Source organism: Flavobacterium daejeonense DSM 17708 (assembly GCF_000425425.1).
GTDB classification, from domain to species: Bacteria; Bacteroidota; Bacteroidia; order Flavobacteriales; family Flavobacteriaceae; genus Flavobacterium; species Flavobacterium daejeonense.
Window position 1 is genome coordinate 49360 of the sequence record NZ_AUDK01000025.1, and the last position, 22092, is coordinate 71451.

The window sequence follows — 22092 nt, forward strand, 5'->3', positions numbered from 1 at the left end:
TTTTCAAATGTAATGATTTTTAAAAAGGCTTTCGAATTTTAAAAGTATTTTATGAATTTAGAAAAAACATCTTTTCATTACAATTTGGCATTCAACTTTATATTAAAAACTCTTGTGGTCATATAATTGGGCACTGCATATTCATTTTTGGAATACACATCACGCACCCAGGCGTTGGTAATCGCATTTTGATTATTAAACAAATTAAAAATTTCCAAACCAATAGCTAATTCTTTAAAATTCCCGAGCCAGTTCTTTTTATTTTTTATCGAATCAGCATCAATTAAGACTTTAGAAAAACCAACATCCACCCGACGATAATCATTCAAGCGGTTTTGATATTGATATGGATCGGCATAAGAAGGCGAACCTCCGGGTAATCCGGTATTGTAAACCAAATTCAAATACAATCGCATACTGGGAATTGCCGGCATATAATCCTGAAACAATACGGCAAATTTCAATCTCTGATCCGTAGGACGGGCAATATAACCTTTGTTTGCACTATTTTCTTCTGTTTTTAAATAACCAAAACTAAACCAGGATTCTGTTCCCGGAACAAATTCACCATTCAGTCGAAAATCAATTCCCTGCGCATAGGCTTTAGCATTATTCGTAGCAGCATAACGTATTCTGACATTATCTATTGTATACGTATTTACATCCGTCAACGATTTATAATACAACTCCGAAACCAACTTAAAAGGACGATTCCACATTTTAAAGTCATATTCATTCCCTAAAACCAGCTGCACCGACTGTTGCGCTTTAACATTCTCCTGAACCGCTCCCGAAGCATCCCGAAGTTCTCTGTAAAAAGGAGGCTGATAATAATAACCGCCTGAAATTCTAAACAAGATATCTTTTTCCCAATCCGGTTTTAAGGTCAATTGCCCTCTGGGACTAAAAATTGTTTGCGATTTTCCGGAAGCATTTGTACCGTTAATGCTCCAATTTTGCATTCTGGCACCAATGGAGTACCAAAGTTCCACACTTTCCAAATCAGTTTTAGCATTCCACTGAACATATCCGGAAAAGCGATTAATCGTATTATAATTAGTTGCAAAAACACTTCTGTAAGGCGCTAATGGTCCAACAAAAGAAGTATAAGGCTGATCTTCTCTGGAAAATTCTAAAACTGGCGGATTGATTGAAAATCCCGCCGAATCAATCACTTCCCACTCCATCACTCTGTCCCGAATAGATTCGCGGGTATATTTAACACCAAATTCCAAATTGCTTTTTTTCCAATCGGCAAAACCTTTAATCTCGCTGTTTACAATCAAAGCATCCAGATTATTTCGGGCGTGATTCAGTTGCGAACCAATTCCGCTGGCATAATATGCATCATAAGATTCAGAACCTATGCTGCTTGTATTATCCGTTAAAAGATATTGTGCCAAAATATCAAAATATTCCTGTTCCTGAGTATGAAAAACAGAATTAATAAATTTCAACTTTAACTTATCCGAAACTTTATAAGTGGTTTTCAAAGCAGCTAAATAGGTTTTATAGGCATCCTTTTCCTGTCCTTCATAATACACCGTTAACAACTTCGGAGCATCCAGCGTTCCAAATCTCGTTCGACGAATTAAAGGCTGATAATTGTATTTATTTTGCGAAAGATTCCCTAAAAAACTCCATTGCCACTTATCCGAAGCCTTATAAGTTACATTGGTTTGAACATCTGTAAAAGAAGGTGTAAAATTAGTCTCCGTATCCTGACTATTTACTAAAAGACTGTTATTTCGATAGCGAACACCAGTTACCGAAGACCATTTTTTATCTTTGGAAACCAAATCCAGAGCCAGACTTCCGCCCAGAAAACTGGCTTCAAAAGCAGCCCCAAACTGCGTTGGATTGCGATACGTAATATCTAAAACCGAAGACAACTTATCGCCGTATTTTGCCTGAAATCCGCCGGCTGAGAAATTTACATTTTGAACCAAATCGGTATTCGTAAAACTCAAACCTTCCTGTTGTCCGGAACGAATTAAAAACGGACGATAAATTTCAATTTCGTTGACATAGACCAAATTTTCATCATAATTTCCGCCACGAACCGCATATTGCGTACTCATTTCGTTATTAGAGTTTACTCCCGCCAATGTTTTCAACACATTTTCAATTCCGGCATTCGCTCCCGGAATTTTCTTAATGGTTTCAGCCGAAAGTGTGGTTATGCCCTGAATTTGAGATTTTCGGTCTCTGCTTACCAAAACCTCACCCATTTGTTCCTCCTGCTCATTCATAACCAGATTTAACTTGTAATCATAGCTGTTTTTCAACAACAAAGCAACAGTAACCTTTTTATAGGTTAGATGTGTAAAAAGCAAATTAACTTTCTTATTTACCGGAACTTTTATCGAATAATACCCTTTCGTATTCGATTGGGTAGTATGTCCCGAAAACGAAATGTTTACATTGCTCACAGGTCGATTTTGAGCATCAAAGATGATTCCTTCTACTTTTGCCAACTGTGCAAAAGCTGAAAAAGAAACCCAAAACAAAATAAAACCGAAACGAAATCTGACGCTCTTCAAAGTACCTGATTATTATTTTTGACTTCTAAAAAAATGCGTCTCAAAAGTGGCTGTATTCCCTACCTGATCGGTTACAATTACTTTTAAATCATTAGCTCCTTCGGCAACTATTCCATCACTAAAATGATGGGTAATTTTTCGGGTTTTATAATCGTAATCAAATAAAATCCAATTTCCGTTCAAATAACCGTTGTACAACTTAATTCCGGAACCACTATCACTTATGGAAAGCTGAATCGTTTTATCATTACTAATCCAACGACCTTCAATAGATTTTACCATACTAATTGTTGGCTCAGTCGTATCCATTGCCAAAGTATATTTCCCCAGAGAGCGCACTTTTGTTACATACAAATTCCCTTTTACAGAAGTTGAATTATACCCTAATCGCCCACTAGAACTTAAACTGGCTATATATACTTTACTTTTTTGTTCCTCCGAATATTTGTCGCTTTCCATTGTAATTTCAAAACTGGAATGTACCGGAACGGTATCGTCATGTAAAGTCAGCACATTGGCATTCACCGCAAAATTCATCGCAAAATCATCATAGAAAGTTCTGGCTGGAAAAGTAACCGTCATATTCTCTTTTGAAAAAATATTATCCTTATTGGCTTTCACAAAATAATTAGACTCCACTTTTTCTTTCTCCACAATCGGGCTGGAAGCATCAAAAGCAATCGGAATATTGATAATTGTGGTGTTGCCGAAATAATCAGCCACTTCAATACGATAGGTTGAACTCAAATTAGGCAAAACTGTTACGATTCCGTTCGTAGCATCAGTTTTTATGATGCTCAGGTTAAATGGCGTTTTCATGAATAATTTCTGCACCCTTTGCGATGTTTTTTTGTAGCGGCCGTAATCTATCAAAGCGTTCACATAACGCATTTCGTCAAAAGAATAGGTATCAAACTGGTAACCAAAAGAAGCCTTCCCATTCAAATAAGATTGAATTTTAAAAGCACCGTTTTTATTCCAGGAAACATTATCATAATCAACCGCTGAAACCCCAAAACCAATAGCTCCATTAGCCAAAACTTTATTAGCCAGATAAGTCCCGTCTTTTTGCAAACTTAAATTCAGCATCAAAGGCTGTTTGGATTTATTAGCCGTAGCACCATCTAAGGGATAAACATAAACCGCCGAAACGATTGGTTTTTTAGTGTCTTTAAAATTTTTGTCAAAACCAAAAAACATCGGATTGATAATTTTTTCAGTTTTTGTATCTCTGAATTCAAAATGCAAATGCGGTCCTTCGGAAGAACCTGAATTTCCCGAAAGGGCAATCACCTCTCCTTTTTTCACAACTAATTCATTGGCTTGCGGAAACATCTCAATTTCATTAGCCTGCTCTTTGTAATGTGTTTTTTTAATGTATGCTTCAATCGCTCCGGTAGCCGTTTGCAAATGACAATATACCGTTGTAAAACCGTTAGGGTGATTAATATAAATAGCCTTTCCGTTTCCAAAAGGCGAAATTTTAATACGGGAAACATAACCATCGGCGGCGGCGTGAACTTCGAGTCCTTCTCTTTGTTGGGTTTTAAAATCAAAACCCGCATGAAAATGATTGGGTCTTAATTCGCCAAAATTTCCCGACAACTGCATCGGAATCGCTAACGGGGGCTGAAAATAATCCTGTGGATAAGCTGTTTGAGCAATAACTACTCTGGAAATCAATAGAAAAAAAAGAAAAAATCTCATAGATGTCATTTTTGCTAAGATAAAAAAACTAATTAGGAATACTTTAGAAAAAAGATTTTTTTGTAACCAATTACAGGACAACATTTTGATTATTTTATAATAAAAAAAACAATAAAATATTGGAATAATAAAAACTAATACTAAATTTGTAATATTAAGTAATGATTAGGATTAATAATGAGTGTAATTGCAGAAATAATTGATACTCTTGAAAGTAAAGTTGAAAAACTGATTCTAAAACTAAAAAATTTAGAAAAAAACAATCAGGATTTAACTGTTGAATTAAATAAATCTGCACAAATCATACAAAAACAATCTCAGGAGATTGAAGCTTTAAAAGCACAGTATGAAACACTTAAAATTGCCAATTCATTATTAGGCAGCGAAGAAAATAAAAGAGATACAAAGCTTAAAATAAATTCATTAATTCGTGAAATTGATTACTGTATCGCACAGTTGTCAGATTAGTATAAAAAATGGACGAAAAGCTTAAAATTAAAATATCAATTGCAGACCGCGTGTATCCCCTAACAGTGGATCCGAGTCAGGAAGAAGGACTTAGAAGTGCTTCCCGAAAAATTGATACTATGATAAAGCAATTTGAAGAAAATTATGCTGTTCGCGACAAACAGGACGTTTTAGCCATGTGTGCCCTGCAATTTGCATCACAGGTAGAGCAAAAACAGATTGACAACGCTATCAACGCAGATGAAACGGTTGACAGAATTCAGAAAATTAATGCATTTTTAGACGAAAATCTCTAAAAAAACAAGACGTTCTTTACATAACTAAGATACTGCCTACATTAGTACTTATTTGATAAACTCAACACTAACAAATTAGAATGAGCAAATCGTCGCTACTATAGCAAGCCAATTCAGTTTGGAAGCTTGAACAGTGAGTTAGCTCAAAACTTGTCTTTACGAGTTTATACAAACCACTTAATGTAGGCTTTTTTTATATATTAATTTTTTAAACAAACATGGACATATTAACGATCATTATTTCGGGAATCATAGGTGTTGCTATAGGGTTTAGCATTGCTAAAATCATTGAAAAAAGCAACATTTCTAACCTTATCAAAAACGCAAAAAAAGAGGCTGCTTCAATCTTAAAAGACGCTAATTTTGAAGCTGAAAACATAAAAAAAGATAAAATTCTTCAGGCAAAAGAGAAATTTATCGAATTAAAATCAGAGCACGAACAAGTAATACTTGCCCGTGATAAAAAAGTAGCTGAAGTTGAAAAAAGAACGAGAGATAAAGAATCTCAAATTTCAAATGAACTATCGAAAGCTAAGAAAATCAACGATGATTTTGAAAGAAAAACAGCCGAATTACAGGCTAAAGTGGAGCTTTTAGACAAAAAACAGGCTGAAGTAGACAAACTTCACAAAAGTCAGTTGCAACAATTAGAATTGATATCCGGATTATCTGCCGAAGAAGCTAAAGAGCAATTAGTTGAAGGTTTAAAAGCAGAAGCTAAAACCAAAGCCATGTCTCATATTCAGGACACTATTGAAGAGGCTAAACTTACGGCACAACAAGAAGCCAAGAAAATCATCATCAACACTATTCAGCGTGTAGGAACTGAAGAAGCAGTGGAAAACTGTGTTTCGGTATTCAACATTGAATCTGATGACGTAAAAGGGAGAATTATCGGTCGTGAAGGACGAAATATCCGCGCTTTAGAAGCTGCTACGGGAGTAGAAATCATTGTTGACGACACTCCGGAAGCAATTATCCTTTCTTGTTTTGACCCTGTTCGTAGAGAAATCGCCCGTTTGTCTTTACACAAGTTGGTAACTGACGGACGTATTCACCCGGCACGTATTGAAGAAGTAGTTGCTAAAACTGCGAAACAAATTGACGACGAAATTATTGAAGTAGGTAAACGTACCGTTATCGACTTAGGAATTCACGGTTTGCACCCTGAATTAATCAAAGTTGTTGGTCGTATGAAATACCGTTCGTCTTACGGTCAAAACTTATTACAACACTCTCGTGAAGTTTCTAAACTTTGCGGATTAATGGCTGCTGAATTAGGATTGAATGTAAAACTGGCCAAAAGAGCCGGTTTATTACACGATATTGGAAAAGTTCCGGATACGGAAAGTGACTTACCTCACGCTTTATTAGGTATGCAATGGGCCGAGAAATACGGCGAAAAAGAAGAGGTTTGCAATGCTATTGGAGCACACCACGACGAAATTGAAATGAAGTCTTTACTTTCTCCGATTGTTCAGGTTTGTGATGCTATTTCAGGAGCCAGACCAGGAGCCAGAAGACAGGTTTTAGATTCTTACATCCAACGTTTGAAAGACCTTGAAGATGTTGCTTACGGTTTCAACGGAGTTAAAAATGCTTACGCTATTCAAGCCGGCAGAGAATTGCGTGTAATTGTTGAAAGTGAAAAAGTATCTGATGACAATGCAGCTACTTTATCTTTTGAAATTTCTCAAAAAATCCAAACCGAAATGACTTATCCAGGTCAGGTGAAAGTAACAGTAATCAGAGAAACCAGAGCGGTAAATATTGCGAAATAAATACTCAAAATCCCAATTCCGAAACTTCGGAATAAATTCCAAATTCCAATCATCATCATTGGAATTTGGAATTTTTTATTTAATCTAAAGATTGGAATTTAATTACATTTTTTTCTCGGATGGAATTGCTCTAAAACTTCGGTTAAAAATTTTCGATCCAAATGCAAATAGATTTCTGTTGTCGTAATTGATTCGTGTCCTAACATTAATTGAATCGAACGCAAATCGGCACCATTTTCTAAAAGATGAGTAGCAAATGAATGCCTGAAAGTATGCGGACTGATTTTCTTTTTCAAACCTATTTTAGAAGCCAGATTACTAATAATGGTAAAAACCATCGCACGCGTCAATTGCCCTCCTCTTCTATTCAAAAATAAAGTATCGCTAAATTCTTTTTTAAAAGGAATTTCCGGTCTGACATTTTCTTTATAAATCGTAATATATTTTTGGGTAATCGGCGCTATCGGAACAAATCGTTCTTTATTTCCTTTTCCGCTCACTTTTATAAAACCTTCTTCAAAAAACAAATCGGATATTTTGAGCGAAACCAATTCCGAAACCCGAAGTCCGCAACCATACAGCGTTTCCAACATCGCCCGATTGCGCTCGCCTTCCTTCACAGATAAATCAATCGCAGCGATTAAACCGTCAATTTCTTCAACCGCCAAAGTATCCGGTAATTTTCGGGTAGTTTTAGGAGATTCAATCAATTCCATCGGATTATCTTCCCGATAATCTTCAAAAATTAAATAGCTGAAAAAACTTTTCAACCCCGAAATAATCCGCGCCTGAGAACGCGCATTAACCTGAGCCGAAATCGCGTAAACAAACTGCTGAATCGTTTCTTCCTTAATTATCAAAGGAGAAATATCCATTTTATTTTGTTCTAAAAACAAACACAAACGCTCAATATCAAAAGAATAATTAGCAACTGTATTCTTTGACAGTCCGCGCTCGATTTTAAGATAGCTTTGATAACTTTTAATATAAAAATCCCAGTTCATACTACAAATAAACGACTTTTATACACATAAAAAAACCTCTCCTTTTCAGAAGAGGTTTCAATATTTTATCATTTTATTAAAACTTATAACTTAGACCAAAAAAGGCTCCGCTAAGCTTTGTACTAAAATCGCTATTTCCCCCTTTATCCAAATTAGACAATCCAAAATTATACTTCCCATCCAATGAAAAATTTTCATTCAAATCAAATGTAAGTCCTAAATCTGCACCAAAATTAAAAACTTTAGAACCAAATCCTCCATTTAAAACAAATCCAAAATCAGGCCCCGCCAACAAACTCAAATCTTTTACTACTGGAATTTTAACTAAAACAGGAACTTGAATCTGGTTTAAATTCTTAACTGAAACATACAATAATTCCGGTTGCACATGAAATTTATCAGAAACTGTTATATCAGCATATCCACCGGCATAAAAACCTGTTTCCGATTCGCTATAAGAACTACCATCAAATTTACCATGCATTGATGCAAAATCAACACCGGCTTTTACTCCAAATTTTGTTTGTTGTGCATTTGCAAATCCAAATGCTAAAAGTGCCGCAATTGATAAAATAATTTTTTTCATTTTTAAAACTTTAAACACAAACATTATTTTTAACAAAAAAACCTCTCAATTGAGAGGTTTCATTGAAATTAATTTTTTTTACAATTTGAAACTCACACCTAAATTAACCGATGAAAAAGTCCCGCCATCTACTGAAATTCCTTTATAAGATACATAAAGTCCAGCATTTTCCATTTGGTAACCAATTTTGGGTTGGTATAAAAATCCGCCATCATTACCAGATGGATTAACCCCAATTCCATAACCTAAATCAGCGCCAATAAACATCTTATTCTCTAAGGTAAATTGAGCTGTCGCCGCTACAGGAATAAAACCAGCTGCATCAACTCCGTCTTTACCAAGATAAGCTGTATAGCCTGTTGTAATACCCGCATCCAAACCTTCAGCCACATTCCAGGTATAACTCAAATCAGCTCCTAAGTTTACAGAATACCAATCTTTAATATCCCCAGTAGGCAAACCTACATGAGCTCCTAATTTAAAAGCGCCACTTTGGGCATTTGTAAATGCAAAAGCAAACAATGCTGCTGCTGTTAAAATGATTTTTTTCATGGTTGTTATTATTAAATTAATAATTTATTTGATTAAAATTAACAAATACTTAAAAAGACAAGACACACCTTACAAAAAACTTATCAACATTTCTATTGACAAGTATTTAACAAGTATAAATTTTACATAAAAAAGGCTACTCGAAATAAATAGCCTTTTAGTAATATCGAAATTAATGGATTAGAATTTATATCCAACAGCTATAGAAAAAACAGAACCTTTGACTTTAAGCCCCTCACCATTATTATCTTCAGCAACATCAGTCAAACCAAAATTATACCTTACATCAACTAAACATTTTTCGGTAAATTCATAACCTGCTCCTAAATTAAGACCAAAGTTAATTGACTTAAACATTTCTTTAACATCATCTTTAACTCCATTATATTTACCTTTAGCTGAAACCAAGAATCCTAATTGTGGTCCGGCCTGAATACTAAACTTAGGCGAAGCATAGAACTTAGCCATCACTGGTACATTTATGTATGATAAATTAAACAAAAATTCTTCTCCATCTGCTTTTAACTTTGACCCTTCAGTTGAAAACAACAACTCTGGTTGAATTGCGAATTTATCATTAATTTTAGCTTCAATAAGGCCTCCTATTTGAACACCTACAATTGAATTTGCAGTCATTGAACTACCACTAGCCTCAAATTTTTGATTAGCAAAGTTAACTCCTCCTTTAATACCAAATTTAGTATCCTGAGCATTAGTAATACCAAATACAAATACTGCAATAGCAGACAAAACAACTTTTTTCATTTTTTTTGTTTTAAAATTCTAGCACAAAACTAAAACATTTACTACACAAAAACCAAATTTCATGTTAAAACGAAAACCCAAAAAAACACATAAAACCACTTACCAAACAAACCAAAACCATCTATAAATCAACACATTAAAAACAGCAACATCACTAAATTTAGTGATTTTTAAAAAAAATTAAACAAAAAACATTTCTAAAGTTTTAACTTACAAATAAATCAAGACTTAAAACTGTTTTTTGACTTATTTATATTAAGTATTACAATAAAATAAGTCATTTATCTGTTTTATATTTACAATCTCAAATCTTAAAATAAAAAAAAATGAAAAAATTAATCTTAGCAGCAATTATGCTTTTTAGCACCACAGCTGCAATACAAGCACAATCCATTCGTTTTGGTATTAAAGGTGGAGCCAATTTTGCTAATCAAAATGGAGACGAAGTCCCTAATTTTCCAGACAAAGAATCCATCACGAGCTATCACGCCGGTTTAGTTGCCGAAGTAAAATTATTAGACCGTTTTGCCATTCAGCCTGAGCTCTTGTATTCTACACAAGGTGCTACTTATAAAAATGCGGTTGAAGAGTTTAAAAATGAATTGGGTTATCTTTCTATCCCCGTTCTTGCTAAATTTTACCTAAGCAAAAGTTTAAGTTTAGAACTAGGACCGCAAGCTTCCTTTTTATTAAGTGAAAGAAAAAATGTTGATTTAGGAGATCAAAACACATTTGAATTTGCTGCAGTTGGTGGTTTAGGTTTAAACATTACCAAAAACCTTTTTGTTCAGGCACGTTACGGCCTGGGATTAACCGAAGCTTCAAAAGATGCCGACATAAAAAACTCAACAATTCAGTTGTCAGCAGGTATCATGTTCTAAAATTTTTTCCGAAACAAATTTTAATTTAAACCGTGTCGTTATTTTTTTTAACGAGACGGTTTTTTTATATTTTTACAAAAAAGATTTTAAATGAAAATTAGCATTATAAACGGTCCTAATCTAAACTTATTAGGAAAACGCGAACCTGAAATTTACGGAAGTCTGACTTTCGAAGCCTATTTTGAAGAACTAAAACAAAAATTCCCATCCATCGAATTCAACTATTATCAAAGTAATATTGAAGGCGAATTAATTGATAAAATACAGGAATTTGGCTTTACCTATGACGGAATCATATTAAATGCCGGAGCTTACACCCATACTTCTGTTGGTATTGGTGATGCCGTAAAAGGAATCACCACTCCGGTGGTTGAAGTACATATTTCGAATACTTTTTCCAGAGAAAGCTTCCGCCATCAATCTTATATTTCCGGAAATGCCAAAGGAGTAGTTTTAGGTTTTGGCTTAAAAAGTTATGATTTAGCCATTCAGTCTTTCCTGTAATTAACTTTCAAAAATTATTATAAATCCTGTTTTTCTATCTTGGATACGAAAAACAGGATTTTTTTTTTTGCTAATTGGCAATTCTAAATAGGCATTACCTCTATTTAAAAAACGTCATAAAGCAACTGAGCAAAATACTTCTGGAAATCTCACTAAACAAACTACTTACTAATTTGAAAAATAAAATTACGTATTAAAATAAGTATTTTTACGTAAATATTTTTCAAAAACTGCGTTTTCGCAACTTTTCACCAGTTTAAACTACTTAAATTTGTAAAAAAATATAAGTAGTATGAAAAACACAACTTCCCTTTCAAAATCGCACCGAATGTTATTTCTCAATACATTAGCTTTCACCGTTTGTTTTGCCTGTTGGACATTAAATGGTGTATTAGTAACCTATCTGGTTGATAAAGGTATTTTCAACTGGAGTGTGGTTCAGGTAGGATGGTTACTAGGAATTCCTATTTTAACCGGAGCTGTAATGCGTTTACCAATGGGTATCTTAACGGATAAATTTGGCGGAAAATATGTTTTCTCCTTATTATTATTGCTGTGTTCCATTCCGTTGTTTTTACTTCCGTTGGCCAGTAACTTTTATATGTTTGCTTTTTTAAGCTTCCTTTTTGGAATGGTAGGAACCAGTTTTGCTGTGGGAGTAGGATATACTTCTATTTTATATCCAAAAGAATGGCAAGGAAGAGCCTTGGGTATTTTTGGAATGGGAAATGCGGGTGCAGCGATTACCACCTTTATTGCTCCTTCCTTATTGAATGAATTTGCAGTAACAGATCCTGAAAACGGCTGGAAAATTTTACCCGTTATCTATGGTGCTGCACTTTTAGCAATTGGTATTTTGTTTTTAGTTTTTGCTGAAAATAAAAAATTAGATAAATCAACCAAAAGCATTCCTCAAATGCTAAATACCTTAAAAAATGTTCGTGTTTGGCGTTTTGGAGCTTACTATTTCTTAGTTTTTGGTTGCTTTGTGGCTTATTCACAATGGTTATTGCCAAACTTCATGAATGTGTATCAAACCACCTTAGTTATGGGAGGAATATTTGCCACATTATTCAGCTTGCCATCCGGAGTCATTCGTGCTTTTGGCGGATACTTGTCTGACAAATACGGAGCGCGTAAAGTGATGTATTGGGTTTTAGGAACTTCTGCTTTATTTAGTGCCTTATTAATGGTTCCAAAAATGGAAATTACAACAGCCGGTTCAGGAATTATGGCTAAAAAAGCCGGTGTGATTACAGAAATTAGCCCTACAAACATCAAAGTTGGAGAAGCCGATTTTCCTTTAACTGTTAAAAAAGAAATCGCAAGTAACGGAAATAACATTTTACCAAGCAAAACCTCCTGGCAGGAAGTCGTGGTAGCACAAAATCAAAATGTAGCCAAAAAGGAATTACTGGCACGCGGAGTTACCCAAATTAAATTTGATGCCAACATGTGGGTGTACTTAATTCTGGTTATTTTAATTGGTATTTCCTGGGGAATTGGAAAAGCTGCCGTTTACAAACACATTCCGGAATATTTCCCTAACGAAGTAGGCGTTGTAGGCGGAATGGTAGGACTTTTGGGCGGACTTGGAGGTTTCTTTTGTCCAATTATTTTCAGTTATTTACTTGAATTCACCGGACTTTGGTCCAGTTCGTGGATATTCGTGTTATTATTTTCAGTAATTTGCCTGGTTTGGATGCACCTTATCATTACAAAAATGATGAATAAAAACGAACCTGTTTTAGCCAAGCAAATCGAAGTTTTGACTTAAATAATAGTTTTAAATAAATCAAATCCTCTTAGGTTGTCCTTCTGACCTGAGAGGATTTTTTGTTATATTTGAAAATATAAAACCAAACTTTTCTCTAAAAAATGCACGAAAAACCAATCCTCTATTTTAAAAACAATGCCGAATGGAGAACTTGGTTGCACGAAAACCACAATAAATACAAAGCCGTTTATTTAGTATTTTACAAAGTAGCTCACGAAGCCGAAAGCATGCGCTGGGAAGAAGCGGTAAAAGTGGCTATTTGTTATGGCTGGATTGATTCGACAGTAAAAAAACTGGACGAAGACCGAAGACTCCAACTATTCACCCCAAGAAAAGACAAAAGTGTTTGGAGCAAAGTCAACAAAAATTACATAGAGGAATTGATTGCTGCCAACTTAATGCACGAAAGCGGTTTGAAAAAAATTGAAATCGCTAAGCAAAACGGTTCCTGGGAAAGTTTGGATGCTGTTGAAAATTTAGAAATCCCCAAAGATTTACAACTTGAATTTGATAAAAACAAAGAAGCTTTTACCAATTATTCTAACTTTAGTAAAACCTATAAAAAAAGTTATTTGTATTGGTTAAACCAAGCCAAACGGCCAGCAACCAGACAAAATCGCATTGCTCAAATTATTGATTTGTGCGAGAGAAATTGTAAATCAAGAGGGTAAAAATCATCTAATAATACAACTATGGAAAAGCAATTAACCGCAACAGAATCAGAAGCTTTATTAACTTCTTTAAAAACCCGTTTTGAAAAAAACAAAAACCGCCATCCAGAATTAGATTGGCACAGAATCCAAACAAAACTGGAAGCCAGTCCTGAAAAACTTTGGTCACTAAATCAAATGGAGCTCACCGAAGGCGAACCGGATGTTATACATTACAATCCCCAAACAGATGAATACACTTTTTGTGATTGTTCTCCCGAAAGTCCCAAAGGCCGCAGAAGTCTTTGTTACGACAAAAAAGCTTTAGATTCCAGAAAAGAACATAAGCCTAAAAACAACGTATTGGATGTTGCCGCAGCAATGGGAATAGCACTTTTGAACGAAGAAGAATATCGCTTTCTGCAAAGCTTAGGCAATTTTGACAGCAAATCATCCAGTTGGATTCAAACGCCAAAAGAAATCAGAGAACTGGGAGGTGCTATTTTTGCTGATTTTCGTTATAATACCATTTTTATTTACCACAATGGTGCCGAATCTTATTATGCTGCCAGAGGATTTCGGGCTTCTTTAAAAATCTAATTACTAAAAAACCACAACATGACGTTCAAACCATTGCTATTCTTCTTTTTTAGCATTTCGATTTTTGCACAAAAAACGGATGGAGAAGCTTTCGACAAACTCAATCAATCGAATGTATGGCAACTTCAATTTAAAGATAAAGGAACAAAAAACTGGCAATCCAATTGGTTTTTGGACGGACATTTTGCCCAAATAAAAAACACTCCGAAAGGCATGATTTTTAATGCCGGACCGGAAGAACGAAATGATACGCATCATGCTGTTTTATGGACAAAAGATTCTTTTAAAGGAAATCTAAAAATGGAATTCAACTTTTGCAGAAAAGACACTGAAACTAAATGGGCAATTATCTTATACCTTCAGGCAACCGGTACGGGAATTGCACCTTATGTTGAGGATATTTCGAAATGGAATCACTTAAGAGAAATTCCGGCGATGAAAACTTATTTCAACAACATGAAAGCTCTGCATATCAGCTACGCTTCTTTTGACAACAATAATACCGATAAAAACAAAGATTATATCAGAGTGCGGCAATATCCGGTGGAAAAAGGACAAAATTTCAATACCACAACCGAAATTCCGTCTCCTTATTTTGAAACAGGACTTTTCAGAACAGGAAAAACCTATAAAATCACCATCATCAAAACCAACGAAAAAATGTATTTTAAAATCTCAGGAAAAGATATTGCAAAACTTTTTAGCTGGAATCTGAAAAATCATCCTGAACTTCATGAAGGACGAATTGGTTTAAGACAAATGGCTACCCGGAGTGCTTTATACAAAGACATTTCGGTTTACACAATGAAGTAAGAAAATAATACTTTATATCTAAAAAAACTTAGATTTGTAATTATCTATTTCCAAACCATTTCATTATGAACCAAAAAATAACCCAATGCTTTCTGGCATTACTACTGTTATGGAGCGCAACGACTTTTGCTCAAAAATTAGAAAATTTCTTCCCCTCTAAAGATTTAACCTCGGTAGGCGTTTATTATTATCCCGAACATTGGAATCCTGAACAATGGGAACGTGATTTCCAAAACATGGAAAAAATGGGTTTTGAATTTACCCATTTTGGCGAATTTGCCTGGGCACAACTCGAACCCGAAGAAGGGAAATACGATTTTAAATGGCTGGATAAATCTTTAGAACTGGCAAAAAAATACCATCTTAAAGTAATTATGTGTACATCAACTGCTACGCCTCCGGTTTGGCTGGTTCGCAAGCATCCCGAAGTACTTGCCACAATGGAAGATGGTACTCAAATGGATCACGGAACCCGGCAACATGCTACTTTTTCGAGCAATTATTATCGAAGCTATTCGATGAAAATGATTGTCGAATTAGCTAAAAGATACGGAAACGATAAAAATATCATTGGCTGGCAATTGGATAATGAACCACGACGTTTTCTGGATTATGGCCAAGATGCTCCACAACGTTTTAGAAACTGGTTAAAAGAAAAATATAAAACCATTGATATTTTAAACGAAGCCTGGGGCAACAATTTCTGGAGTGGTACTTATTCTGATTTTGACGAAATCAATATCCCCAAACACAGTCTTTGGGGCATGAATTTACATGCCCAGTTAGACCATTATCGTTTTGCAGATGATGAAACCGCTACTTTTTTAGACGAACAGGCTAAAGTGATTCGTCAATATTCGAACCCAAATCAATGGATTACTTCTAACTATATTCCGATGTACGACGTGGGTTATGTAGGAGCCAGTAAAGAACTGGATTTTGTTTCCTATACCCGCTATATGGTTTACGGAGGCGATTTAGGCATTGGTCCAAAAGGTTTCCGAGTGGGAGAATATTCCCGAATTGCCTTTGCGAACGATTTTTTCCGTCCAATGAAAGGCGCTTATGGTGTCATGGAATTACAACCGGGACAGGTAAACTGGGGAAGCATTAATCCGCAGCCTTTGCCGGGCGCAATGAGATTGTGGTTATGGCATGTTTTTGCCGGCGGAAGTAAATTTACCTGTACCTACCGTTTTCGTGCGCCTTTGTACGGTTACGAGCAATTTCATTACGGAATTGTAGGTCCTGATGGTATTACTCCTACTCCCGGCGGACAGGAATTCAGCCAATTCATCAAAGACATTACTACTTTGCGTAAAAAATACAATCCGAAAGCGCAATTGCCTAAGGAGTATCTACAACGCAAAACAGCAATTCTGTTCAATACCGATAATGTAATGGGAATCGAACTGAACAAACAAACGAATCAATGGAACACCGAAAACCATTTTTTAAAATATTATAAAGCCGTGAAATCCTTTGGTGCTCCGGTGGATTTTGTTCGTGACACCACTGATTTTTCAAAATATCCGGTGTTGCTTGTTCCTGCTTATCAAATGATCGATCAGCAAATGATTGACAAACTGACTGCTTATGCTCAAAACGGAGGAAACTTAGTCTTAAGCTGTCGTTCCGGAATTCAAAACCGAAAAGGACATCTTTGGGAAGCCAAATTCTACGAACCAATGTGGCAATTAATTGGTTCCGAAATTGAATCTTATGATTTATTGATGCCGCAATCTCCGGACAAAATTAAATTCAACAATCAGGATTTTGAATGGGTTTCATGGGGTGATTTATTAAAACCAAACAAAGGAACTGAAATCTGGGGGACTTTTCAGGGCGATTTCTATGCAGGAACTCCGGCTGTAATTTCGCGTAAATTAGGCAAAGGAACCGTGACTTACATTGGTGTTGATTCAAAAAAAGGAGATTTGGAAAAACAGGTTTTAACCAAATTATACCAACAACAAAACATCCCAATTGAAAATTATCCGGAAGGAATATTGGTCGAATACCGTGATGGTTTTGGGATTGCAGTAAACTATTCCGATAAAGTTTATGAAATGAAACTGCCTGCCAATGCTGAAATTATCATTGGTACTAAATCCATGAAAACGGCCGATGTGTTGGTGTGGAAATACTAAAAAACTTTGGAAAACGGATGAAATGATTGCTGATTTTTGAATAACGATTTTTGATTTCAGATGTCAGAGTGACTAAAAAACAGATGGTTTTATTTATAAATACAAAAATCTGAAATCAATCCCTATAGTTATCGGGACGTTAATCATCATTCAAAAATCTTAACTCAATTAGGCTTTAGTCGAAATCTAAATCAAGATTTGGCTAAAGCTTTTTTTGTTTTGTTAATTCTAAAATCACAATTGAATTAGATAAAAAATGCGTCACTTCGAGTGAATTTTTAGAAAATGCGAATAGCTTTTTCTGAAAATTTGTATCGAGAAGTCATACATAAACGAACATTCTCGATACTCTCTAAACTCCTAAGATAAATTATACAAAACAATAAATCCGAAGCATATCCCTCTGGTGCTCGTTTGCAACGAGTACCTACTTCCTTTTTACAACAAAACAAAGCGTTTTTAACGCGGCACTTAAGTAATAAGCCCACTCTGCAAAGTCCTCCTAACTTAGTATAGCATCTCAAACTTTTTTACTCATTGACTATTTTTTTTCCAAACTCAAAAAAGCTTCCCCAAGATGTTTAATAATATCAGAAGCGATAAAGGATTGAAATCCGGTTTTAGGCAAGGCAATATCTGCTGTTAATCCATGCAGAAAAACAGCCAGAATAGCAGCTTCAGCCGGCGAATAAGATTGCGCCAATAAACTCGTAATAATTCCGGTCAGTACATCGCCACTTCCGGCGGTTGCCAAAGCGGGATTACCGGTGGTATTTTTATAAATCGTTTCACCGTCAACAATATGTGTGGGAGCGCCTTTCATCACCACAATCACATTATATTGCAACGAAAAAGAAATGGTTTTTTCAAATTTCTCTTCTTCTGAACTCCAACTTCCTATCAATCGTTCCAATTCTTTAGGATGCGGTGTCAAAATAGTCCTTGGTGGCAACAAAAGAAACCAGGCTTTGTTTTGTGATAAAATATTCAAAGCATCAGCATCTATGACCAAAGCTTGTTTATAAGATTTCAGAAACTTTAAAAATGCTTTTTGCGTCAGCTCATGTTGCCCAATTCCCGGACCAATTCCAATAGCATTGGGTTGAAAATCAAACTGGATATTAGAAATACGCTTTTTCTTTATATCGGTCAAAACCATCACCTCGGGAATCGAAATTTGAAGAATTTCATAACCGCATTTAGGCACAAAAGCAGTTACTAATCCACAACCTGTTTTCAAAGCTGCTTTGGAAGACAAACAAACAGCACCTATTTTTCCATAACTCCCTCCAATAAGCAAAGCATGTCCCTGAATACCTTTATGAGTATTTACAGCAATTTTTTTATAAATTTTCAGAATTTCTTTCTTATCAACAGCAATTTTCGCTAACATAAAAATAGCTTTAAATTTTAACACTCTAAGTTAGTTTTATTTCTTCGAAAAGAAAATGCATTGAAAAATTAATTTTAATAAAAATCGCTAATCATCCGACTACAAAAGTTTGAAGAATACGCCTTTGTTACTCAAAATAAAAACAATAAATTAGCGGCGTCAAAATTTACATAAAATCATAATGAAAAATACTGCGCTTACGCACATCCACGAGGCTTTAGGGGCTAAAATGCTGCCTTTTGCCGGATACAATATGCCTATTACTTACGAAGGCGTTAATGCCGAACACGAAACCGTGCGCAACGCTGTAGGAGTTTTTGATGTTTCTCACATGGGAGAATTTATACTTTCGGGATCAAATGCTTTGGCTTTAATCCAAAAAGTAACTTCAAATGACGCGGCTACCCTAACTGACGGTCGTGTACAATATTCTTGTTTGCCAAATAATGAAGGAGGAATTGTTGACGATTTATTGGTTTACAAAATCAAAGACGAAGAATATTTATTGGTTGTAAATGCTTCCAATATTGAAAAAGACTGGAACTGGATTTCGGATCAGAATAATTTAGGCGTAGAAATGAAAAATCTTTCCGATGATTATTCACTTTTAGCCATTCAGGGACCTAAAGCAGTAGAAGCCTTACAATCATTAACTTCAGTAGATTTAGCAGCTATCAAATATTATCACTTTCAAATAGGCGATTTTGCCGGATTTAATGATGTTATCATCTCTGCAACAGGATATACCGGTGCCGGAGGTTTCGAAATTTATTGCAAAAATGACCAAGCAGAAGCTATTTGGAACAAAGTTTTTGCTGCCGGAGCGCCTTTTGGAATCCAGCCAATTGGTTTAGCTGCTCGTGATACTTTACGTTTGGAAATGGGATTCTGCTTATACGGAAACGACATCAACGACACGACTTCACCAATTGAAGCAGGATTAGGATGGATTACCAAGTTCAACAAAGAATTTACCAATTCAGCCAATTTAAAAGCGCAAAAAGAAAACGGAGTTAGCCGAAAACTAATTGGTTTTGAAATGCAGGAGCGTGCTATTCCAAGACACGATTACGAAATTGTAGATGCTAATGGCAACAACATCGGAATTGTAACTTCAGGAACCATGGCACCTTCTTTAAACAAAGGAATTGGAATGGGTTATGTTACCATCGAAAATGCTGCGATTGATTCAGAAATTTTCATTCGAATCAGAAAAAAAGATGTTGCAGCCAAAGTGGTGAAAATGCCATTTTATAAAAACTAAAAACAAAAAACTTATTTTTACATTACTAAAAAAATAATCAGAAATGGGAAGAGCATTTGAATTTAGAAAAGGAAGAAAAATGAAACGTTGGGCTGCTATGGCTAAAACGTTTACCAGAATTGGAAAAGATATTGTAATGGCCGTTAAAGAAGGCGGTCCAAACCCTGATACCAACTCCAGATTAAGAGCCGTTATCCAAAATGCTAAGGCTGCTAACATGCCTAAAGATAACGTAGAACGCGCTATAAAAAATGCATCCAATAAGGATACCGCTAACTATAAAGAAATTTTATTCGAAGGCTATGCTCCTCACGGAATTGCGATCCTGATTGAAACAGCTTCAGACAACAACAACAGAACTGTAGCTAACATTCGTAGTTATTTTAACAAATGCAACGGTACTTTAGGAACACAAGGGTCGGTAGAATTCATGTTCGACCACACTTGTAACTTCCGAATTCCTAAAGAAGGTTTGGATGCCGAAGAATTAGAATTAGAATTTATTGATTTTGGTGCCGAAGAAGTTTTTGAAGACGAAGACGGAATCTTAATCTACGCTCCTTTCAACAGCTTTGGTACCATCCAAAAAGAATTGGAAAACAGAGGAATCGACATTCTTTCTTCAGGTTTTGAAAGAATCCCTCAAATTACTAAAAAACTAAATGCCAATCAAATTGCAGATGTTGAAAAATTAATCGAGAAAATCGAAGAAGATGATGACGTAATGAATGTGTATCACACTATGGAAGAAAACGAAGAATAATCTTCAACCAAAATACATTTAAGAAAGAGTTTAGCATCATTGTTAAACTCTTTTTTTTGTGTGGCGTTACCTTGTTGCACAACTCTACCTACTAATAACATCATTTAAGAAAGCAACAAGGTCGGGCTTTCCGCTTTATCTTTTTATTTTGTCCTACAACTCAGTCCCAAAACAAAATAAAAAGGATATCGCTTCAATCCCTAACGCAAAACCGTAAACAATAGAACAATCAGTTTATCGATTTCCATTTTCTATAAAACAACGGAAATTCATAAGACAACATACAAATCCAACCGATCAAACAAGCCAAGGCGACACCTTCTATCCCAAAATACGGAGCTAAAAGATAAGCTGCAATTACTCGTCCTAACATTTGTGCAAAAGTTGAATTCAAAGTGATTTTCATCATTCCTAAACCTCTAAAATACCCCTGAATAACATTCGTAATTCCTGGAAGTACATAAAGAAAAACCATTATTTTTAGATATATAACCCCTTCATGAACAACTTCTGTTCCTTCTTTATCTAAAAACATTGCAATAAGTGATCTCGAAAAGAATAAAACAATTAGCATTGCCACAATAGAATATACCACCTCCATTTTCATTCCTACCCGAAAACCTCTCCTAATTCGAGCAAAATTATCTTTCCCACTATTTTGAGCTATAAAAGCGGTCGTTCCATGCGCTATATTTTGCTGTACCACCATTACAAAGTCATCAATCTTGGTCACAGCATTAAAAGCTGCAATAGCCACAACACCTAAAGGATTTACCGCTCCCTGAATCAAAAATTTACCTAAATGCAACGTAATTTGTTGCATAGCTGCCACCGAACTATAACTTACAATCGTTTGCAATACAGTTCGATCAAAAACAAAATCCTTTTTGGAAAAACGCAAAACAGGGATTCTGAAACGCACGTATAGCACACAAAAAAAAGCTGCTATTCCTTCAGCAATTACGGTTGCCCATGCTGCCCCTTCTACTCCTTTATTCCATACCACAACAAACAAAAGATCCATAATAACATTCAGTAAAGCAGAAGCTATCAAAAAATAAAGAGAGGCTTTAGAATTCCCCATACTTCTCAAAGTAGAAGCATAAATTTGATAAATAAAAGTAAAAATAAGACCCACAAAAATAATTTGAAGGTAAGTTGTTGCATCAGCTAAAATAAGTAATGGAGTGCTCAAAAAAAGCAGTATTGATTTGGAAAAAATTACACCTGTAAAAACTAAGAATAAGGTAAAAACACCTCCGGCAATAAAGGAAGTTGAAACCACTCTCTTTAATTTTCCAAAATCTTGCTCTCCAAAATATTGTCCCATTAAAACTGACATCCCTAAACAAATCCCAATAATCAAAAATAGAAACACATTCATCACCGGACTTGCTGCTCCCAATGCCGCCAAAGCTTCAGCACCAATAAATCGCCCTACAACAATGGAATCAACAGCATTATAGGTCAAAACAAAAAAATTACCTATCATCAGGGGTAAGGTAAAATGAATAATCTGTGGCACAATAGCTCCACGAGTCATATCCACAAGCTTTTGTTTTTCCATAATCAACTGTAATATTCAACAAAAATAC

General features: G+C 35.3%; 20 protein-coding genes. 12 read left to right on the forward strand and 8 right to left on the reverse strand.

The features are described from left to right. Positions 1-77: 77 nt before the first annotated feature. Both H599_RS0115620 and H599_RS0115625 read right to left on the reverse strand, forming a co-directional pair. On the reverse strand, positions 78-2543 hold the full coding sequence (locus H599_RS0115620; RefSeq protein WP_051590773.1) for a TonB-dependent receptor: 2466 nt from the start codon (positions 2541-2543) through the stop codon (positions 78-80). 12 nt (positions 2544-2555) lie between these two features. Then, positions 2556-4250: a M23 family metallopeptidase gene (locus H599_RS0115625; protein ID WP_026714982.1), complete on the reverse strand. Its 1695-nt coding sequence runs from the start codon at positions 4248-4250 to the stop codon at positions 2556-2558. Between the two features lie 177 nt (positions 4251-4427). Here H599_RS0115625 and H599_RS0115630 point away from each other — a divergent pair, with 177 nt between their 5' ends. The 3 genes from H599_RS0115630 to rny all read left to right on the forward strand — a co-directional run bounded on the left by H599_RS0115630 (position 4428) and on the right by rny (position 6795). Next, positions 4428-4718, forward strand: coding sequence for a hypothetical protein (locus H599_RS0115630; protein ID WP_026714983.1), 291 nt, complete (start codon positions 4428-4430; stop codon positions 4716-4718). A gap of 8 nt (positions 4719-4726) precedes the next feature. Continuing rightward, positions 4727-5014 (forward strand): cell division protein ZapA, encoded by a 288-nt coding sequence (locus H599_RS0115635; protein ID WP_026714984.1) that lies wholly within the window; start codon positions 4727-4729, stop codon positions 5012-5014. 218 nt (positions 5015-5232) lie between these two features. Beyond that, positions 5233-6795 (forward strand): ribonuclease Y, encoded by a 1563-nt coding sequence (gene rny, locus H599_RS0115640; protein WP_026714985.1) that lies wholly within the window; start codon positions 5233-5235, stop codon positions 6793-6795. Between the two features lie 98 nt (positions 6796-6893). On the opposite strand, the gene xerD is transcribed toward rny, so the two are convergent. From xerD to H599_RS0115665, 4 genes are all read right to left on the reverse strand, one after another. Beyond that, positions 6894-7799, reverse strand: coding sequence for a site-specific tyrosine recombinase XerD (xerD, locus tag H599_RS0115645; RefSeq protein WP_026714986.1), 906 nt, complete (start codon positions 7797-7799; stop codon positions 6894-6896). Between the two features lie 76 nt (positions 7800-7875). Further along, complete coding sequence (locus H599_RS0115650; RefSeq protein ID WP_162174269.1) at positions 7876-8385, reverse strand: outer membrane beta-barrel protein; 510 nt, start codon at positions 8383-8385, stop codon at positions 7876-7878. Between the two features lie 78 nt (positions 8386-8463). Continuing rightward, positions 8464-8937 carry a hypothetical protein gene (locus H599_RS0115655; protein WP_026714988.1) on the reverse strand — a complete coding sequence of 158 codons (474 nt, stop codon included), beginning with the start codon at positions 8935-8937 and terminating at the stop codon, positions 8464-8466. Positions 8938-9117: 180 nt separating this feature from the next. Beyond that, a complete protein-coding gene (locus tag H599_RS0115665) occupies positions 9118-9702 on the reverse strand; it encodes a porin family protein (protein WP_026714989.1) in 585 nt (194 codons plus the stop codon). Positions 9703-10028: 326 nt separating this feature from the next. Here H599_RS0115665 and H599_RS0115670 point away from each other — a divergent pair, with 326 nt between their 5' ends. From H599_RS0115670 to H599_RS0115700, 7 genes are all read left to right on the forward strand, one after another. Then, entirely contained in the window at positions 10029-10583 is a 555-nt protein-coding gene (locus H599_RS0115670; RefSeq protein WP_026714990.1) for a porin family protein, read from the forward strand. 90 nt (positions 10584-10673) lie between these two features. Beyond that, positions 10674-11087 carry a type II 3-dehydroquinate dehydratase gene (locus H599_RS0115675; RefSeq protein ID WP_026714991.1) on the forward strand — a complete coding sequence of 138 codons (414 nt, stop codon included), beginning with the start codon at positions 10674-10676 and terminating at the stop codon, positions 11085-11087. Positions 11088-11379: 292 nt separating this feature from the next. Beyond that, positions 11380-12864, forward strand: coding sequence for an MFS transporter (locus H599_RS0115680; RefSeq protein ID WP_026714992.1), 1485 nt, complete (start codon positions 11380-11382; stop codon positions 12862-12864). 101 nt (positions 12865-12965) lie between these two features. Beyond that, positions 12966-13535: a YdeI/OmpD-associated family protein gene (locus H599_RS0115685; RefSeq protein WP_026714993.1), complete on the forward strand. Its 570-nt coding sequence runs from the start codon at positions 12966-12968 to the stop codon at positions 13533-13535. Between the two features lie 21 nt (positions 13536-13556). Continuing rightward, positions 13557-14114 (forward strand): DUF4256 domain-containing protein, encoded by a 558-nt coding sequence (locus H599_RS0115690; RefSeq protein WP_026714994.1) that lies wholly within the window; start codon positions 13557-13559, stop codon positions 14112-14114. An 18-nt stretch (positions 14115-14132) separates the two neighbouring features. Then, positions 14133-14927 carry a DUF1961 family protein gene (locus H599_RS0115695; protein WP_026714995.1) on the forward strand — a complete coding sequence of 265 codons (795 nt, stop codon included), beginning with the start codon at positions 14133-14135 and terminating at the stop codon, positions 14925-14927. A 65-nt stretch (positions 14928-14992) separates the two neighbouring features. Next, the gene (locus H599_RS0115700; protein ID WP_051590774.1) at positions 14993-17077 is read left to right on the forward strand and encodes a beta-galactosidase; all 2085 of its coding nucleotides are present in this window, start codon (positions 14993-14995) and stop codon (positions 17075-17077) included. Between the two features lie 541 nt (positions 17078-17618). On the opposite strand, the gene H599_RS0115705 is transcribed toward H599_RS0115700, so the two are convergent. Continuing rightward, positions 17619-18470, reverse strand: coding sequence for an NAD(P)H-hydrate dehydratase (locus H599_RS0115705; RefSeq protein WP_026714997.1), 852 nt, complete (start codon positions 18468-18470; stop codon positions 17619-17621). Between the two features lie 181 nt (positions 18471-18651). On the opposite strand from H599_RS0115705, the gene gcvT reads away from it, so the two are divergent. Beyond that, on the forward strand, positions 18652-19734 hold the full coding sequence (gene gcvT / locus H599_RS0115710; RefSeq protein WP_026714998.1) for a glycine cleavage system aminomethyltransferase GcvT: 1083 nt from the start codon (positions 18652-18654) through the stop codon (positions 19732-19734). Positions 19735-19777: 43 nt separating this feature from the next. Next, the gene (locus tag H599_RS0115715; protein WP_026714999.1) at positions 19778-20497 is read left to right on the forward strand and encodes a YebC/PmpR family DNA-binding transcriptional regulator; all 720 of its coding nucleotides are present in this window, start codon (positions 19778-19780) and stop codon (positions 20495-20497) included. 229 nt (positions 20498-20726) lie between these two features. On the opposite strand, the gene H599_RS0115720 is transcribed toward H599_RS0115715, so the two are convergent. After that, a complete protein-coding gene (locus tag H599_RS0115720) occupies positions 20727-22064 on the reverse strand; it encodes an MATE family efflux transporter (RefSeq protein WP_026715000.1) in 1338 nt (445 codons plus the stop codon). Positions 22065-22092: the final 28 nt, after the last annotated feature.